Origin of the sequence: Colwellia maritima (assembly GCF_022669015.1) — a bacterium.
GTDB lineage: Bacteria > Pseudomonadota > Gammaproteobacteria > Enterobacterales > Alteromonadaceae > Colwellia > Colwellia maritima.
In genome coordinates, this window is the sequence record NZ_JAKKSL010000001.1 from 679,498 (window position 1) to 695,509 (window position 16,012).

Sequence of the window (16,012 nt, forward strand, 5' to 3'; positions counted from 1 at the left end):
ATAAGCTGATAGTAAAATAGTGTTAAGTACAACTAAAAGTCATATCTACTGGTTTTTATGAGTACATACACCTACACATAACTATTGAGCAGTAGATACAAAAAAGCACCAAACTTTACGAGTGGTGCTGTTTGATATTTAACACTTTGGATTATTGCTTTTTAATCTATTAAGGTAATCAGTCCACCCTTGTATCATTTAAATGAGTTTCTTCGCTCTTTTAGCTCTGACAGAATGATACTTACCTTCTTTCTTTAGATTAAATAAGCATAAGAACAATGTTCAATATATTTTATATTTAAATACCTAAAGTCTATAAATGTGTGACCTATGTGGTGACCTAAACAAAAATAAAGAAACAATTAAGCATAAAGTTAAATAATGAAACCTATATTTGACAAGGGCTACAAGCTAATTTTATTATCTTTGTCTGATAACACCTTCTTGCATGGTTGAAGCAGGAGACTTTAGACAGCGCATCGACTCGGGCGTGAAGTTTTTAGAAAAAATATTAAGTGAAGAAGGGCACATATACGGAGTAACCACAGGTTATGGTGATTCTGTTATGTTTGAAGTACCTTATGATCTGATTGAAGAATTACCTATGCACCTGACACGCTTTCATGGTTGTGGCCTAGGTGAATTTTTTACACCTGAACAATCTCGCGCTATTTTAGCCGCTCGACTAGCCTCCTTAACTCGCGGTTATTCAGGAGTCAGTTGGAATTTATTAGACCTATTAGTTGAATTGCTTAACCGTAATATTTTACCGGTTATCCCACAAGAAGGCTCGGTAGGAGCAAGCGGTGATCTAACTCCTTTGTCATATGTTTCGGCACACTGATTGGTGAACGTGATACTTATTATAAAGGTGAAATTGTACTTGCAGCTAAAGCGTTTGAACAAGAAGGTTTAACGCCAATTAAGCTACGCCCAAAAGAAGGCTTAGCTATCATGAATGGTACAGCTGTGATGACTGCACTGGCCTGTACAGCTTATAAACGTGCAGAATACTCGACTAAATTAATGGCGAGAATTACCGCGTTATCAAGTTTAGCCTTAAAAGGTAATAGTAATCATTTTGATGATATTCTATTTAGTGTGAAACCTCACCCTGGGCAAAATCAAATTGCTAAGTGGATTCAAGGTGATTTGAATCATCATGAACATCCAAGAAACTCACATCGCTTACAAGACAGATATTCAATTCGTTGTGCACCGCATGTTATCGGGGTTTTAGCCGACAGCCTACCTTGGCTGAGAAGTATGATTGAAAATGAATTAAACAGTGCTAACGACAATCCGATTATTGATGGCATTGGTGAACATATCCTCCATGGCGGGCATTTTTATGGTGGTCATATTGCCATGGCAATGGACTCAATGAAAAACTGTGTGGCTAATTTAGCTGATTTAGCGGATAGACAAATAGCGACCTTGGTTGATATTAAAATGAATAATGGTTTGCCACCTAACTTAACCGCATCACAAGGAGGAAGAAGGCACATTAATCATGGTTTTAAAGCGATTCAAATTGGCTGTTCTGCATGGACGGCAGAAGCATTAAAGTTAACGATGCCTGCAAGTGTTTTTTCGCGCTCAACTGAATGTCATAATCAAGACAAAGTAAGTATGGGTACTATCGCGGCTAGAGATTGTTTAAGAATATTGCAATTAACAGAACAAGTATTAGCGGCAACGTTATTAGCCGCAGTGCAAGGTATCCGTATCAGAATACTCAATGCTGAACTTTGTCGTGATTCATTAACCCAAGAGGTTCAGTGTATGATTGATGACATAGCAAGCTTTTTTGATTTGTTAGAAGAAGATCGCCCAACCGACATGATTTTACGTCAAACAATTGATTATATTCAGAACGAACGCGGACTCTTTATGAGGAAAGTTAAAGGTATATTAACCGTTGCCCATGAAATAGATGTGCAATTTTACGATGTGGATGCTATGCGTGTTGTGTGGCATGGCAACTATGTTAAATATATTGAGGATGCTCGCTGCCAATTATTACGCAAATTTAATTACGATTATAACGATATGGAAGACTCGGGTTATGTGTGGCCTATCGTTGATATGCGACTGAAATATGTACAATCAGCAGAATTTGGCAATAAAATTCGTGTTGAAGCAACGCGGTTGAATATGAAACACGATTAAAAATTTCTTATAGAATTTTTAATGCGGAAACAAATCAAATTTTAACAAAAGCCTATACTGTGCAAGTAGCGGTGAACATTGAAAGTAATGAAATGCAATTTGAATCGACAATATTCTTTGGAAAAATTAGCACCCTTCTTAACTGATGTAAGCCAATAATCATGACACTATTATTGCGTATTTTATTGTTTGCACTATTTGTTTTCTCAGTAACACCATGGGCAAATGAAAGCAGTGAAATCCGCCATAATGAAAAAACAACCAGTATAAATAGTCACAGTGATAAGCAAACAGATATTGAATCAAATGTTCGGTTAGAACGTTTTCTTGCAAGGTTAAAAATAAAGCAGGGGATTGCGCGTTTTACTCAAAAAAAACATCTCAGCTTTCTTGCTAACCCCATAGTGTCAAAAGGCTTACTAAAAATTTATCAAAACAGCGTTATTTGGCACGTTCAATCACCTGTATTTTCCAAATTGGTGATTGTTGATGACCAAATTTGGCAACTAACCGATAAAAATGCCTCTAATTACCAAGTAGTGGTAAGCCATGCCAGTGTAGAAACGTTAATACGTGCTGTATTTACGGGCGACATTAGCCAATCACAATGGCATAGTTCACTAGATGAAAAAAACTGCTTGCAGTTATCGCCAAACGATTTGATTTTATCACAAGCTATCACTCAGCTGAGTGTTTGTGTTGATGAAGACGAAGCACAGCGTTTTGTTAGCATTAAGGATGCACAGAATAATGTGACTGAAATTGAGTTGACGATAACCACTGAACTACTTTCAGATGATGATATCCGTGAATTTGTCATCAATCCATAAACTCTATATTTGGTTTGCGCAATGTCTAGTATTGGCATTGCTTTTGGTGTTCATCATCATTGAAAAGCCGATCGTTTTTAATGCCAACTTAACTGCATTATTTTCTGTTAATCACGACAATCAATGGCAAGCAATCCAAAAAAAATAGAGTCAAACTTAACAACCAGTCTGTTTTATCTTGTCGGTCATGCAGACCAAAGCAAGGCAATTAAAGCCGCAGAACAGTTAGTAACACAATTAGAAAATGTTGAAGGAATTGAAAATGTTTCCGCCCAATTAAAAAATGTGCCGACTCAGCAAAGCTTGATTGACAGTTATCTTGGTTTTGAACAACAGCTGCTAACCCCAGTATTTAGAGACTATTTGATACAAGAGCAGAAGCAAATTTTTGATTTGCAATTTCAGTTGTTAAATCAACTAGGTGACCAAATTGTCGCTAAAACTATCGATAAAGATCCTACCTTGGCCTTAGCTAATTTTTTAAATCGCTCACCTTTTCCTTCTAACAAGCTCACCATTACACCAGATGGCTATTTAACGTTGAGTTATCAAAATAGTCACTATGTTTTGGTAACGATGAAAACGGCAGATGGGGCATTTAACCTCAATACGGTTAAAAGTATCGTTTCGCAACTTGATCATATATTTGAAGGTGTCACTGTCGATAAAGCAATAGATTATATTCGCACAGGCGCCATTTTTTATAGTTATGAGGCAAGCGAACAAGCACAGTTTGAAATGACATGGCTAGGGGGATTGTCTGTGTTGGCAACCTTGTTACTTATTTATTTTGCCTACCGACGGTTTGTCACCTTATTTTGTACAGTTTTTCTTATTGCTATCAGTATTGTTTATGGATTTTTAGGATTAAATTTATTTTTTGATGAAGTGAATGTTTTATCACTGGTGTTTGCTGTTACCTTAATTGGTATTGCGGCAGACTATAGTTTTCACAGTCTGACTGAGTTACAACATGTTTCGTCGGTTGCTGCCAAGCCATTAAAAAATATTACCTCATCATTGATTCTGAGCTTTGTCACAACAGCTTTGGGGTATTTGTTACTCGTTGTGGTGCCTATTGTAATTTTCAAGCAAATCGCGGTGTTTACTATTTTTGGCTTATTTGGCGCACTTATTACGGTGTTGTTAGTATTCCCTTATTTGCATCAACGCGTTAATTTTCAACAGAATCAAAATAACTCGAAGAAACAGCAGAACAACCTATTTTTACTGCTCAATAAAAAACATCAAGCCATGTTGAAAAACTGGCAAGCTTATTCATTGTTCATATTGATTTTATTGTTAATATCAATTGCTATATTGTTTAATACACACTTTTCAGATGACGCGAAATCTTTTTACCAAGTACCTGAAAAATTAATGAAAAATGAACAAAAAGTAAAAAAAATGCTTGGCCAAAAATTAGATAATCAATACCTGCTGTTACGCGCGCCAACTCAACAAAAGTTACTCGAAAGTGAAGAAAAGGCAATAATCTTACTGAATGAATTACAAGCTAATAATGTATTCTCTAGTTATCAAGCGGTGGCAAGTGGTTGCCTTCTGTTAAACAGCAACGAAGCAATAATGACTTACTACACAGTGCCGAGCAACAAGGCCAATTCAGTGCGTTAAATAACATGCTTGGTCAACATCATGGTGTGGTGAAACCGACAGAGCAATATTTATTACCTAGCCAATGGTTTGATAGCCCAATAGGTAAAGTATTTAAGCCTTTATGGTGGCAGGATAACGGCTCTTTTTATTCAACCATTAAGTTTGCAGGCATTCGCGATGTAAAAACGTTATCGCATGTGCTTAGTGGGCTAGAAAATGTAACTTTTGTCGATAAACTTGCAGACACTGAAGCAGAATTAGGCACCTTTAGATTGGTACTTGCCACAATATTTATTGCCGCTTGTTTAGCCGGTTTGGCAATTTTTTATTTTCGTTATGGGTTTAAAAAAGCGTGTTATGGCGTTGCAGTACAAAGAAGTGCCTTTGCTATCGCATTGGCTATTAGCGCGATATCTCAAGGGAACTTAACCTTATTTAACCTGGCAGCAGGATTGGTTATTTTGGCTTTAGGACTTGATTATTCAATTTTTTATGCGGAACATGGGTTTTCTGTGTTGATTACAAAAACCACCCTAATGTCAGCTTTAAGTTCTATTTTTGTGTTTGCAGTATTAAGTTTTAGTTCGACCCCTGCTATAGCAAGCTTTGGAAAAACCGTATTCTTGGGAATAGTGATCACATTCCTATTTGCTCCCATCATGACTAAAATTTCAGGAAAGAGAGGTTACAATGCCAGTAAATGAATCGTTTGATGTAATTGTCATTGGCGCAGGACCTTCGGGTGCCGTTGCTGCTAGTATTTTGGTTCAAAAAGGTTGGAAAGTACTTGTTATAGAAAAAGAAGAATTCCCTCGTTTTTCTATTGGTGAAAGCTTATTACCACAATGTATGCAGTTTATTGAAGAAGCCAATATGCTAGATGCGGTGCAATCGCAAGCTGAAGCCCTCGGCTTTCAATACAAAGATGGTGCAGCTTTTTATCGAAATGGCGAACATTCAAATTTCGATTTTAGCAAAAAGTTCAGTTCAGGAGCAGGTACAACGTTTCAAGTAAAACGCGCTAATTTTGATAAACTGCTTGCCGATAGAACCAAAGAATTAGGTGCAGATGTTCGTTATAAGCATGAAGTCACAGCGGTTGATTTTAACGACGCAGCAGCGATAGTTTCTGTGAAAAATGAAGCAGGCACTAGTCAATTCTTAGCAAAATTCATACTTGATGCCAGTGGCTATGGTCGTGTGCTTCCGAGATTATTATCATTAGAATTACCGAGTACTCTCTCTGACAGACGCGCTGTGTTTTGTCACTTAGAAGATGGCATATGCGATGAAAGCTATGATAGGGATAAAATACTAATAACAGTGCATCCTGAAATGGACGATATTTGGTATTGGTTAATTCCCTTCTCAGATGGCACCGTAAGTTTTGGGGTAGTGGGTGATGTTAAATATTTTGACGAATCTCAAACAAACGAAGCAGTATTTGATCACTTTTTAGCACAAGAGCCCTATTTAGCGAAGTTACTTAGTAAAGCCAAGAAAACAACACCAGTAAGATCCCTGCAAGGTTATTCATCTGATGTTACCCAGTTATATGGTGACCGATTTGCTTTATTAGGTAATGCGGGAGAATTTTTAGATCCTGTTTTTTCGTCAGGGGTGACGATTGCAATGTACTCTGCATCATTAGCGGCTAATTTATTAGATAAACAATTGTTAGGTGAGGATGTTTCTTGGCAGGAAGAGTATGCGGATAATTTAAAAGCGGGTGTTGATGTTTTTAAACACTTTGTTATGTCTTGGTATGATACTGAATTACAGAATGTGATTTTTTTCCAGAAAGATGACAATGATGTTAAAGCCATGATTTGTTCTATTTTAGCAGGTTATGCATGGGATCAAGAAAACCCCTATGTTAATAAAACAGAGCGTAGGTCGGCGGCGTTAGTGGATATTTGCCAAGAAAGTGACGAAAATCAGTGATGTTTTTGTTGAATGTTTGCCGTTGGGCTGTATTAATAATAACGTTTGCTAGTATGCTTTCGTGTTCTTCAACTTATATTAATGCGCAAAACCAGTCGTTTTATCAGCTGCAAGCATTACCAAGATCATTACAAAATAAAGTTTTTTTAGAAACCTTAACGTTTCAACAAGACGAACAGCGTACGTTACTCACGCAAATAGAAACCAGTGAGCAAAGCTTGAGCTTAGGTGCTATGACCTTTAGCGGCCTACCTATTATTCAAGCAAAATGGCATAGTAGAGAAGGATTAGTGGGCTTTTCGAGTATGGCATTCGATAAAAGCATGATAATGCGTATAATACGAGATATTCAGTTAGTTAAATGGCCTGAAGAATCGATTAACGCAGGACTTTTGCCAAATTATCGTTTGCATACTATCCAAACCAGTGCCAATGAACGGGTAAGAGAAATACGAGATTCAGAGCAAACTATTGTTAAAGTTACCTATTTAGAAAACAAAATAATCTTAATAAATGCGATTGAGCATTATCAATTAACGATCGAGCAAGTTAATGAATAAAACCAATTCTCTTGATATTTATTTAAGTGACTTCGCCTTAGTCAATCCGCTAGGCAGTAACTTAAAAGACATTAAACAAAATATGTTGTTAGGTAAACGCAGTGGGCTTATTAAAAACACATCGCTTCCTAATGATGAAGCCCTATTTGTGGGGGCTGTGGTAGATAAACTACCCATACTTACGGATAAAGCTAAACACTTTAACACACGTAATAATCAATTAGCTAAACTTGCTTTGCAGTCGCTTGAAGAAGAAGTGAGGGATCTAAAAACAACGCTATCTTCTGACCGAATAGGGGTCATTGTCGGTACCAGTACTTCTGGCATTTATGAAGGTGAAAATGCGGTAAAAGGCGAATTAGAAACAGGACATTTTCCTGATGATTATGATTACCGTATGCAAGAAATGTTTAATTTAGCAGAATTTATTGCAGATGACTTAGGAATTGAAGGTCCTGCTTTTACAATTTCAACAGCATGTTCTTCAAGTGCTAAAGCCTTTGTTACAGCAAAAGAATTGATTCATTCTGGTGTTATTGATGCTGCCATAGTCGGCGGCGTTGATGCTTTATGTGGTATGACAGTAAATGGTTTTGCCGCACTTGACTCAACGTCTAGTGGTATATGTCAGCCATCAAGTATAAACCGAGATGGTATTAATCTAGGTGAAGCCGCTGCCTTGTGTGTTTTAAGAAAAGATAAAGGCAGTATAAAACTGTTAGGCTGTGGTGAATCAAGTGATGCTCATCATATGTCAGCGCCTCACCCTGAAGGTGAAGGGGCAATTATGGCAATGCGTAAAGCCGTTGAAAGTGCGGGTATTCAACCAGATGATGTTGATTACATTAACTTACATGGTACAGCAACCCCGAAAAATGATGCGATGGAAGCAATTGCCGTTAAAGCACTCTTTGGTAGCGATACACCCTGTAGCTCAGTAAAAGGGATGATAGGTCATACGTTAGGCGCAGCAGGCGCAACGGAAATTGGCTTATGTTGGCTGATGATGCAAGATAATAATTTACACTTTATCCCCCATTGTTGGGATGATGCTAAAGACCCTTCATTGGCAGAAATAGCATTGACACAGATAGGTCAACAGAGTACAAAGCCGTTTAAATATTGTTTATCAAACTCATTTGCCTTTGGCGGCAATAATGTCAGTATTATCATTGGAGCCTAATATGACAAACCTTTCTACGGCGAAACAAGGTATGACAAAATTTACCATAGAGCAGGTACTACCTCACGATCATCCGATGATATTACTTGATTCATTAGTTGAGTACGATGATAACAGCGCGACTTGTTGTCAGCTAATTACAGAGCAAAGTTTGCTGTTTGATACCGCACTACAAGGTATACCCGCCTATGTTGGTATAGAGTATATGGCACAAAGTATTGCCGCTTACGCAAACGCAAATGAATTGGTAAATAACCGACCTGTAGAGATCGGCTTCTTAGTGAGTACGCGTAAGTATAAATGTGACTATTCCATTTTTAAGTTAGGTATGGCTTTACAAATAAAGGTAAAGCTACTCTATAAAGATGAATCGGGGTTAAGTGCCTTTGATTGTGCTATATTCATTAATGAACAAGAGGTGGCTTCGGCACGGGTGAATGTATTTCAACCCGAAAATCCCGCAGAATTTTTAGCTGAGCAGTTATAAATAGCTCAAGTTTAACGTGATTAAATTTAATTTCCTAAGAGGCTTATTGTACAAATGAGACGTGTTGTTGTAACAGGAATGTCGGCTATAACGGCATTAGGACATAATTGGCAAGATTTCGAAAATAACTTACGAAAAAAGAATAATGCCATTCAAATTGATGAAAAACTAAAAAGCATCGAAGGGTTAAATACTCACTTGTCGGCGCCTATTTTAGATTTTACTAAACCTGCGCATTATAGCCGAAAACAAGTTCGTTCAATGGGGCGCGTTGCGTTAATGGCCACGCGTGCGACTGAAGTTGCCCTTGAAGATGCCGATTTATTAGGGGGCGAGTTTTTTAAATCAGGACGAATGGGGGTAGCTTACGGCTCATCAACTGGTTCAACCGACCCTATTATGGCCTTTGGCGACCTGCTAAAATCAGGCAACATGCAAGGGGTTACCGCAACCAGTTATATTCGCATGATGAGCCACACTACCGCCGTTAACATTGGGGTGTTTTTTGGCATATCAGGCCGTGTTTACACCACAAGCTCTGCGTGTACTTCAGCTTCTCAAGCCATAGGCTATGCTTACGAGGCGATAAAATTTGGCAAACAAGATATTATGATTGGCGGCGGAGGAGAAGAACTTTGCCCAAGTGAAGTTGCTGTTTTTGATACCCTTTACGCTACCTCAACAAAAAATTCTCAACCGAAAGAAACACCTCGCCCTTTTGATAAGGATCGTGATGGTTTGGTCATTGGTGAAGGAGCCGGCACACTGATTCTTGAAGAATATGAACATGCGGTTGCCAGAGGTGCTCACATTTATGCTGAAATAGTGGGTTACGGCACAAATTCAGATGGAGTACATGTAACACAACCGACTAAGGAAACTATGGCTAAAGCAATTACCGAAGCCATGAATGATGCTAACGTAAGTGCTGAAGATATTGGTTACGTTAATGCCCATGGTACCGCAACAGACAGGGGGGATATTGCCGAAACTCATGCAACGGCAATGGCTGTATCAAGTCATACCCCTATTAGTTCGTTAAAAAGTTACTTAGGTCATACCTTAGGTGCTTGCGGAGCGATAGAATCTTGGGCATGTATTTCAATGATGAACAACGGTTGGTTTTTACCCACTATCAACCTAAGTAATATTGATCCAGAATGTGCTGAACTCGATTATATTACCGGTGATGGTCGCACGATTGATACGCAATATGTGATGAGCAACAACTTTGCCTTTGGCGGCATAAATACATCAATAATATTCAAACGAATGGATTAATCAATTGAAAAATGTTTTAGCACAAGCTCATGTGCCTGAATCTAGTTTTGGTAAGTGGTTTTTACGTAGTAATACTTGGACCAATTACGTGCTTGAAGTTGCCATGGACGATTTAACCTTGCCTTGTTGAATAACGATACTGCAACCTATAACGTTATTGCGGATGTAGGTGTAGGTTATGGACGCTCACTTAAAAAGTTAAATGATCGATTCAATCCAAATAAACTTATTGCCATCGACATTGATCCCGAGATGATTGAGGCAACCAAAAAAGAAGTTGAAATAGCGCAATTACATAATGTTGACTACGTTTGTTGTTCAAGCTCAATGATAAATTTGGAAGACAATTCAGTTGATATGTTACTCTGTCATCAAACATTTCATCATTTAATCTATCAAGAACAAGCCATCAGCGAGTTTTTTCGTATATTAAAACCAGGTGGGGTTTTATTGTTTGCTGAGTCAACAAAACGCTATATTCACTCATTTATCATTAAGTTATTGTTTCGTCATCCAATGAAAGTACAAAAAACAGCAAGTGAATATTTAGCCTTAGTGCGTGACGCGGGTTTAATGTACCTGATGATAAAATATCTTATCCCTTTTTATGGTGGAGTCGGGAAGATCTCGCCATAAAAGAAAACTGGTTTGGTATAGCACCACCAAAGGATAGAGAAGAAACGCTGATAAACCTTATTGCACAAAAACCAAGTGTATAATTAAATAGGTAAATGTCGAAAGCTGATAGAAAATAAATCGACCATATTGCTACAATAATAGCAAATATCTTGCTTTATAACCTATATTTGCTACAATAATGACCAATTTAAGTGAGTGAACTTATTATGTTGTCATTACTTTCCCCTTTTGAACTCCAATTAGAGCTTAGCCATTTTGTGAAAGCAACTCGTCAAGCTAAAGGATATAGTGTTCGATCTTTCTCAGAAAAAACAGGCGTACCTAATAGCACTATTCGAAAATTTGAAAATACGGGAGAGGTGTCTTTGCGACAATTTTTAATGATGTATGCTGCGTTAGGTAAGTTATCTGATTTACAAAAACTCACCCAAAAAATAGATATGCCAAAGAGTATTGATGAAGTGATCAAAAATGCTTAAAGATAAACTTATCGTCAAACGACGACTTGCTAATGGAAGCACAATTTCTGTTGGCGAACTCGCTGAAAATAATACGGGTATATATTTTCAGTATGATGAACACTACTTGGCAAAATACTCAAACATTGCCCCATTTACTTTAGACGAGTCCACAAGACTGCAACTGGCTCCATCTACCCCACACAAAAAATTACACGGTGTATTTGCTGATAGTTTGCCAGACGGATGGGGACTTTACTTAATGGACCGAATTTTTAGACAAAGAGGGTATGATCCTAAAACTGTCTCTCAACTAGAAAGACTTGCCTTTATTGGAGATAATTGTCTAGGTGCCTTATATTACTACCATCTACCAATTTTGACGATATCAAAAAGCAGGACGATATTTCAATACAGGAACTTGGTAAGCAGGCAGTAGAAGAGTTTGAAGGAACTGAAAGTGCGTTAATTGACCATTTAATGGATACAGCCGGCTCTGGTGGAGCAAGACCTAAAATAAATGCCATATTGTTGTCAGATGGATCATATTCTACTAAGCGAGGAGTAAGTGGTACGCCTTGTTTGATAAAACTCACTTCAGATAATTTTTACTTAAAACATGAAGAAAGCCTTGTTGAATTCTGTTGTATGACATTAGCAAACAGGTGTGGTATTGAAACTGCAAAGTTTGAGTTATTGAATGGAAATGAAGATAGATTTTGGTTACGCCAAAATAGATTTGATTGCGTAGGTACCAAAGGAAGGCTTCATATGATATCCGCCAGTGGCCTTCTTGACGCTTCGTTTCGCGAACCTTCACTTGATTACGTTGACCTTGTTAAAGCAACACGCGCTATGTGTGGAGTGAAAGATGCAAAAAACCTTATTCAACGAGCGCTTTTTAATTACCTGATCTGTAATCAAGACGATCATGCAAAGAATTTTTCTTATCTATGTGATGACTTTAATAATTGGAAGTTGTCACCATTTTATGATGTTGTTTATTCCCCTACACCTTTTGGTGAGCATATGACCTCATTTAATGGGGATGGTATTGCCCCAAAAAAATCCTCATTAGCTTTAATGGCGAAACATGCGGGCATAAACCCAAAAGAAACAGTAATCATGGTTGAAGAAATTATGGATCAACTGACTCATGCCAAATCATTATTTCAGAGTGTAGGGGTGTCACAGTCCACGATTAGTACTATTACAAAAACTATTGGCGAAAAGTGGTTACAATTAAACTGAAAAAATGGATAGAAAAAAGCAATGATCAAGTAGCTTTACAAGCCAACCTCAATAGTGCCATGCCAATCAAATACTGTATTGTTTAAGTGTACCTGTGTTAATGATGCATTGAGGGTTGTAGGTAGGTTGCTAATCACTAAAGCGTTACTTGCATAGAGCTCAACCCCATTAAACTCTAATTGACTGTTTTCAATATATGCGATGGTTAGTGCCGTTAAACTTCCACCCCAAATTTCAACATCACTGTTATTCAAAGTCATGGCGTAATTGTTGTTATTGTTAATTTTTAAATGATTAAAGCTCACTGCAGAATTGTTGACTACTATTTTTTCAGCATGTAAATGGGCGATCTGTTTTTGTTGGCAGTTGTTAATAGTGACTAATGTATATTGGGTATTATTTAGTAATGACGTGCTATCATTTTTATCACAATCAATAGTTATGCTCTTGTCTGATATTGTGATGTTAGGTGCTTGCATAGTTTGATTATCACTAATGAAATCTTCAATTTTATTGACGATATCACTCGGGTGTTCTTTTTGGGGTGAATGACCCGCCTCTGGAAAAATGAACACGGCATGGGTATTAAGTAAATAACTTAACATGGTAGAAACTTGCACTGGCATTACCTGATCTTTTCCTCCCCAAATTATGAACGTAGGAGGTGATTCTTGTCGAATAAGCGCAGATAATTCTTCATTCATCACCGCAAGTGCTGAAATGGCATTAATATTATCATCAAGTATTAAGGACCTGCCTGTTGAGCTGAGTAATACTCCCGTTGGGTCTGGTAAAAACTGATTTAGCGCATTCACTACGCTTTTTACTGTTGACGAATATTGTTTAGCAAGAGGTAGCTGATTACCAACGTAATTTGCTGCAACATGCTCGCTATATGAAAACTTATTTAAAAAACCTGCAGCATCTATCAATATTAATTTTTTAGCTAAAGTAGGTGCTTGCAGGGCTATTTGCACGGAAACATTCCCCCCCATAGAGTGCCCAATAATATAGTTGGTGCTATTAACGAGGGTTGGTAAAAGATCAATTAACAGTGTTGCATACTTTTGTGGAGAGAAAATATTTTCTTGACCTTGAGAAAGCCCAAAGCCAGGGAGATCGAGCAAGAGTAAATCATAATTTTTAGATAAGTCAGCAACGATTTCTTTAAAATCTTCTGCTGAACCGCCTACACCATGAACCAAGGTAATAGAAGGTTTAGCGGGATGTTTAGGGGTTTGGTAAAAAGTTACTGAGGTATTATATTTTTCAGAAAAAACAACCTGCTCGATAAGTCCAAAGTCTTTATACCAATCATTAGCCATTGCTGACATGCTAACAAACTGAATAAGTAACAATAAAAGAGGTAAGATCTTATTGTTGATGCGGCGTATGTTTTGCCTTTTTTGTACTGTAATAATAAATACCTCCCTAGCTATTTAAATTTTTATTGCTAATAACGCGGCTTCTTCTATTGCTTTTTGCGCATCTATCCCTTTCGCAAGATGCGCCCCCCAATAATATGACACGGTTGTTGCTTAAGTGCAGTCGATAATTGATTGTTTTCAGTTTGACCTGCGCAAATAATGATGGTGTCAACCTTGAGTAAACGCGGTTTTTTGCGAATACTAATGTGTAAGCCGTCATTGTCAATTTTATCGTAGGTAACACCCGCTAACATGGTTACTGCTTTTCTTTTTAAACTTGCACGGTGAATCCGGCCTGTGGTTTTACCTAAATCAGCCCCTGATTTTCGAATTTTTCTTTGTAACATATATACTTTTCGAATGGGAGATTCATTATTCATGGTTTTTAAACCACCATCAAATTTCATACTCAGGTCGATGCCCCAGTGATCTGCAAAAGCGTTTGCATCTACTGATTTTACAGTGTTGGTAATAAACTCAGCTACATCAAAAGCAATACCGCCTGCGCCAATAATCGCGACATTATTACCTGCAATTTTCTTACCTGAAAGAATATCAGTATATGAAACCACGCAGGGGTGCTCAATTCCATTAATGTTAGGTAAATTGGCTTTTGTGCCTGTTGCGATAACAACTTCGTCAAATGTCGACAGAATGTCGGGCGTAACGATCGTATTAAGCTGAATATCAACTTTATGTTGGGTTAATTGGTAATTAAAATAGCGTAATGTTTGATGAAAATCTTCCTTACCAGGGATTGTTTTAGCCAAATTAAATTGACCACCAATAACATTAGACGATTCAAATAAATGAACCTTATGACCTCGTTGTGCAGCATACAATGAAAAAGCCATACCAACAGGCCCTGCGCCTACAACGGCAAGATTTTTAGGCTGCTTAGTTGGTATTAGGGCAAGTTCTTTTTCTCTTGCGGCAAAAGGGTTTACCAAACAAGTAGCCACCTTATTTAAAAAAATATGATCTAAACATGCCTGATTACAGGCAATGCAAGTATTAATGGCTTGCGGCTTATTTTGCTGAACTTTTGCGACAAAATGACTATCAGCGAGTAAGGGTCTTGCCATGGAAACCATATCAGCCCACTCATTTTCTAAAATGTTTTCTGCCACCTCAGGCGTATTAATTCTGTTGCTAGCCACAATGGGTAAACTAATTTCAGATTTTACATATTGGCTAATATTTGCGAAGGTACCTGGGGGCACCATACTGGCTATTGTTGGTACTCTGGATTCATGCCAACCAATACCTGTATTGATGATAGTTGCCCGACAGACTCCATCGCTTTAGCTAAAATAATAATCTCATCAAGAGAGCTGCCATGCTGAACTAGGTCGAGCATTGATAGCCTAAAGATGATAATGAAATTTTCCCCAACACGTTTACGTGTTTGTTTTACTATTTCAACAGCAAAACGTATTCTATTTTGATAACAGCCACCCCACTCATCTTGTCTATGGTTGGTTGACTTAACAATAAATTGATTAATTAAATAACCTTCCGAGCCCATTATTTCAACGCCGTCATAACCCGCTTCTTGTGCTAATTCTGCTGTAAGCACAAAATCGGCTATTTGCTTTTCTACCTCAGTACTGGAAAGCGCTTTTGGCGTTAATGGAATGATGGTTGATTGCAGAGCAGAAGGGGCAACGAGTTGTTTTTGGTATGCGTATCTACCTGCATGCAAAATCTGCATGCATATTTTACCCTCAACATTATGTACCGCTTGCGTGATTAATTGATGATCTTTTACATCTTCTCTTGTTGTCATTAATGCGCGGTTAGGTGCTAATTTTCCTTCAATATTGGGCGAAATACCACCTGTAACAATTAAGCCAACCCCACCTTCAGCCCTTAGTGCATAAAAAGAGGCTAAACGTTTAAAACCGTTTTCAGCTTCTTCAAGATTTGTGTGCATAGACCCCATTAACACTCTGTTTTTTAATTGAGTGAAGCCAAGGTTTAGAGGTGTTAAAAGTCGAGGGTAAGACATATAATATTTAATTGATGAACGATATACGCTATTTTATCAGGTGGCGGCTGACTAGCAATAACACGATTGCATTTTGTTATAGTTATTGCCAACATAGATGTTTACAAAGTGCTTTGCTTACAAGCTATAGTAAATAAAATAGAAGGAATTAT

At 37.7% G+C, this 16,012-nt stretch carries 15 protein-coding genes and 2 pseudogenes; 15 read left to right on the forward strand and 2 right to left on the reverse strand.

The features are described 5' to 3' along the window. Positions 1 to 466: 466 nt before the first annotated feature. The 15 genes and pseudogenes from L3081_RS03395 to L3081_RS03455 all read left to right on the forward strand — a co-directional run. Positions 467 to 1,884: pseudogene (locus L3081_RS03395) on the forward strand (HAL/PAL/TAL family ammonia-lyase); the annotation flags it as partial. Between the two features lie 78 nt (positions 1,885 to 1,962). After that, positions 1,963 to 2,172, forward strand: a complete 210-nt coding sequence (locus L3081_RS28885; RefSeq protein ID WP_420839712.1) for an acyl-CoA thioesterase — start codon at positions 1,963 to 1,965, stop codon at positions 2,170 to 2,172. 161 nt (positions 2,173 to 2,333) lie between these two features. Continuing rightward, positions 2,334 to 3,002: an outer membrane lipoprotein carrier protein LolA gene (locus L3081_RS03405; protein ID WP_242283483.1), complete on the forward strand. Its 669-nt coding sequence runs from the start codon at positions 2,334 to 2,336 to the stop codon at positions 3,000 to 3,002. A 123-nt stretch (positions 3,003 to 3,125) separates the two neighbouring features. Continuing rightward, positions 3,126 to 4,637, forward strand: coding sequence for an MMPL family transporter (locus tag L3081_RS03410; protein ID WP_242283485.1), 1,512 nt, complete (start codon positions 3,126 to 3,128; stop codon positions 4,635 to 4,637). Beyond that, the gene (locus L3081_RS03415) at positions 4,559 to 5,323 is read left to right on the forward strand and encodes an MMPL family transporter (RefSeq protein ID WP_242283486.1); all 765 of its coding nucleotides are present in this window, start codon (positions 4,559 to 4,561) and stop codon (positions 5,321 to 5,323) included. The genes L3081_RS03410 and L3081_RS03415 overlap by 79 nt, the downstream gene beginning before the upstream one ends. After that, a complete protein-coding gene (locus L3081_RS03420) occupies positions 5,310 to 6,563 on the forward strand; it encodes an NAD(P)/FAD-dependent oxidoreductase (protein ID WP_242283488.1) in 1,254 nt (417 codons plus the stop codon). Before L3081_RS03415 ends, L3081_RS03420 begins: the two co-directional genes overlap by 14 nt. A 53-nt stretch (positions 6,564 to 6,616) precedes the next feature. Then, positions 6,617 to 7,123 carry a DUF3261 domain-containing protein gene (locus tag L3081_RS03425; RefSeq protein WP_242283496.1) on the forward strand — a complete coding sequence of 169 codons (507 nt, stop codon included), beginning with the start codon at positions 6,617 to 6,619 and terminating at the stop codon, positions 7,121 to 7,123. Then, positions 7,116 to 8,306: a beta-ketoacyl-[acyl-carrier-protein] synthase family protein gene (locus L3081_RS03430; RefSeq protein ID WP_242283498.1), complete on the forward strand. Its 1,191-nt coding sequence runs from the start codon at positions 7,116 to 7,118 to the stop codon at positions 8,304 to 8,306. The genes L3081_RS03425 and L3081_RS03430 overlap by 8 nt, the downstream gene beginning before the upstream one ends. 1 nt (position 8,307) lies before the next feature. Beyond that, positions 8,308 to 8,793: a hotdog family protein gene (locus L3081_RS03435; RefSeq protein ID WP_242283500.1), complete on the forward strand. Its 486-nt coding sequence runs from the start codon at positions 8,308 to 8,310 to the stop codon at positions 8,791 to 8,793. Between the two features lie 54 nt (positions 8,794 to 8,847). Then, positions 8,848 to 10,074, forward strand: a complete 1,227-nt coding sequence (locus tag L3081_RS03440; RefSeq protein WP_242283502.1) for a beta-ketoacyl-ACP synthase — start codon at positions 8,848 to 8,850, stop codon at positions 10,072 to 10,074. Between the two features lie 4 nt (positions 10,075 to 10,078). Next, a complete protein-coding gene (locus L3081_RS26305) occupies positions 10,079 to 10,204 on the forward strand; it encodes a hypothetical protein (RefSeq protein WP_274620304.1) in 126 nt (41 codons plus the stop codon). Further along, on the forward strand, positions 10,201 to 10,710 hold the full coding sequence (locus tag L3081_RS03445) for a class I SAM-dependent methyltransferase (RefSeq protein WP_242283504.1): 510 nt from the start codon (positions 10,201 to 10,203) through the stop codon (positions 10,708 to 10,710). Before L3081_RS26305 ends, L3081_RS03445 begins: the two co-directional genes overlap by 4 nt. A gap of 194 nt (positions 10,711 to 10,904) precedes the next feature. Then, entirely contained in the window at positions 10,905 to 11,192 is a 288-nt protein-coding gene (locus tag L3081_RS03450) for a helix-turn-helix domain-containing protein (protein ID WP_242283506.1), read from the forward strand. Continuing rightward, positions 11,185 to 11,610 (forward strand): HipA N-terminal domain-containing protein, encoded by a 426-nt coding sequence (locus L3081_RS28890; RefSeq protein ID WP_420839692.1) that lies wholly within the window; start codon positions 11,185 to 11,187, stop codon positions 11,608 to 11,610. Before L3081_RS03450 ends, L3081_RS28890 begins: the two co-directional genes overlap by 8 nt. Further along, positions 11,514 to 12,422 carry a type II toxin-antitoxin system HipA family toxin gene (locus L3081_RS03455; protein WP_242283507.1) on the forward strand — a complete coding sequence of 303 codons (909 nt, stop codon included), beginning with the start codon at positions 11,514 to 11,516 and terminating at the stop codon, positions 12,420 to 12,422. Before L3081_RS28890 ends, L3081_RS03455 begins: the two co-directional genes overlap by 97 nt. A 35-nt stretch (positions 12,423 to 12,457) precedes the next feature. On the opposite strand, the gene L3081_RS03460 is transcribed toward L3081_RS03455, so the two are convergent. Continuing rightward, positions 12,458 to 13,747 (reverse strand): alpha/beta fold hydrolase, encoded by a 1,290-nt coding sequence (locus L3081_RS03460; RefSeq protein WP_242283509.1) that lies wholly within the window; start codon positions 13,745 to 13,747, stop codon positions 12,458 to 12,460. Between the two features lie 114 nt (positions 13,748 to 13,861). Then, positions 13,862 to 15,860, reverse strand: a pseudogene (locus L3081_RS03465) (oxidoreductase). Positions 15,861 to 16,012: the final 152 nt, after the last annotated feature.

Excerpts from the sequence above, each read along its gene's own strand:
- L3081_RS03440 (WP_242283502.1), top strand. The coding sequence starts at position 8,848 with ATGAGACGTGTTGTTGTAACAGGAATGTCGGCTATAACGGCATTAGGA.
- L3081_RS03405 (WP_242283483.1), top strand. The coding sequence starts at position 2,334 with ATGACACTATTATTGCGTATTTTATTGTTTGCACTATTTGTTTTCTCA.
- L3081_RS03425 (WP_242283496.1), top strand. The coding sequence starts at position 6,617 with ATGCTTTCGTGTTCTTCAACTTATATTAATGCGCAAAACCAGTCGTTT.
- L3081_RS28890 (WP_420839692.1), top strand. The coding sequence starts at position 11,185 with ATGCTTAAAGATAAACTTATCGTCAAACGACGACTTGCTAATGGAAGC.
- L3081_RS03435 (WP_242283500.1), top strand. The coding sequence starts at position 8,308 with ATGACAAACCTTTCTACGGCGAAACAAGGTATGACAAAATTTACCATA.
- L3081_RS03430 (WP_242283498.1), top strand. The coding sequence starts at position 7,116 with ATGAATAAAACCAATTCTCTTGATATTTATTTAAGTGACTTCGCCTTA.
- L3081_RS03420 (WP_242283488.1), top strand. The coding sequence starts at position 5,310 with ATGCCAGTAAATGAATCGTTTGATGTAATTGTCATTGGCGCAGGACCT.
- L3081_RS03460 (WP_242283509.1), bottom strand. The coding sequence starts at position 13,747 with ATGGCTAATGATTGGTATAAAGACTTTGGACTTATCGAGCAGGTTGTT.
- L3081_RS03410 (WP_242283485.1), top strand. The coding sequence starts at position 3,126 with ATGGCAAGCAATCCAAAAAAAATAGAGTCAAACTTAACAACCAGTCTG.
- L3081_RS28885 (WP_420839712.1), top strand. The coding sequence starts at position 1,963 with ATGCGTGTTGTGTGGCATGGCAACTATGTTAAATATATTGAGGATGCT.